Genomic DNA, 1,519 nt, shown 5'->3' with positions numbered 1-1,519 from the left:
GGCGTCGAGCCCGGGTTCGGTCTGCTCGACTCCTCGCAGAGTGCGCGCACCCAGTACGCGAGCGCGCACGAGGACACCTGGAACAACCTGCAGAAGCTGCGCGCGGATCTTTATGGCGCGATCGTGACGATCAACGAGTCGCTTGGTGTGCATACGGATGCGGAGGCGTACAACGTCGCGCAGACCGATGCCGTCGGCAGTGACATCGACAACAGCTAGGACACTCAGGACTCATGAAGCACGCATTCGTCAAGACTCTCGCTGCGGCCGGATCGGCCGCCCTCCTCCTGACCGCCTGCCAAGCGGCCGACGGCTCTTCTAGCGACGGCGACGGAACCGGCGGGGACGACCCGGTGTTCGCCGCCATGACGACCTGGGACGCCTGCGAAGTCCTCGACAACCTCCAACCCATCGCCGACTACATGGGGATCGAGGGCTGGGGCTCCTCCACCTCTGAAGGCGGCGAGCCCGGAACCCGCGAATATGGCAACACCTGGGACCCCGACGCCATCGGATGCGGCAACCTCATCAACCTTGGAGAAAACTCCGGGGTTGTGGGAGGTGGTGAGCTGTCAGTCGCGATTGTCCCCACCGAGGACGAAGATCAGGCATCAAGCCTCTACGAGTCGCGCAGGGCAACGGCAGAATCCGCCGTCTCTGGTGGTGAGGACTTCGTGGAATCTGCGATTGCTGATCCGTGGGATGAGGGTGTCTTGTACGCCTCGAAGGGCAATGCCGGCTCGTCCGATCTTCAGGTCATCGCTCGCGATGGCCAGTGGATCTTCCACATCAAGACCAACTACGACCAGGACTACGGTCTCATCAACGAAGGCGAACCGGCGTTCGGGTTCACCAATGATGAATTTCATCGATGGCTCATCGAGACCTACCTCCCTGAGGCGAACCAGAACGTCAATGCCGAGATCGCCGAGGTGCAATAACTATGAGCGACAACATCGAGTTCAAGACTGAGGACTACGCTGGAAATGCGAACCTCGACAACTCCGAATTGATCCAGGGGCAGCAGAACACGGCAGATGCTTCGTTTCTTGGTGGTGACCCTTGCACAAACTCCGACTGCCAGAACACAGCGACGGAGGCAGAAGGGGCGTGGGTCAAGCTCGTCTCCGCCATCCCGGTCGCCGGGCAGGCGGCCTACCTGAAGTGCGTGGCGATTGGCACGGCCGCACCGAGTCAGGAGGAAGTCCAGAACATGGTCGGGCAGGTTCGCCCCTCGGACCCCGACAACTACGCGCTGCGCACGGTCTCACAGCGTTGGATGGAGTTCTACCAGCAGTTCTCCAAGAATCCTGAGACCTCGGTTGCTCCGATTCTTCGGACGAAGTTGGGTGAGCTCGCCAACGGTTGGCAGGGCGATGACTTCGATGGTTTCGCTGAGCAGATGGAGACGGTGTTCGCCAATTGCGAGCAGATCGCTGCCGATATCGGCGACGGTACCAGCGGCATGTCGGGCCTTCTGGAACAGAAGGCCTCTGAAATCTTTGCTCTGCAGGGCAGC

General features: G+C 61.0%; 3 protein-coding genes. All 3 read left to right on the top strand.

Annotated features, from left to right (window positions below; all coding sequences use genetic code 11):
* A partial coding sequence (locus L0U85_RS20085; RefSeq protein WP_241379550.1) for a hypothetical protein occupies positions 1 to 219 on the top strand: 219 nt, incomplete at its 5' end.
* A 134-nt stretch (positions 220 to 353) separates the two neighbouring features.
* Entirely contained in the window at positions 354 to 941 is a 588-nt protein-coding gene (locus L0U85_RS20080; RefSeq protein ID WP_241379549.1) for a hypothetical protein, read from the top strand.
* Positions 942 to 943: 2 nt separating this feature from the next.
* The coding region (locus L0U85_RS20075) for a hypothetical protein (RefSeq protein WP_241379548.1) at positions 944 to 1,519 on the top strand (576 nt) is incomplete at its 3' end.

The organism is Glycomyces sp. L485 (assembly GCF_022548875.1).
In the GTDB taxonomy this organism is placed as follows: domain Bacteria; phylum Actinomycetota; class Actinomycetes; order Mycobacteriales; family Micromonosporaceae; genus Glycomyces.
This window is presented reverse-complemented; position numbering and strand designations above follow the sequence as displayed.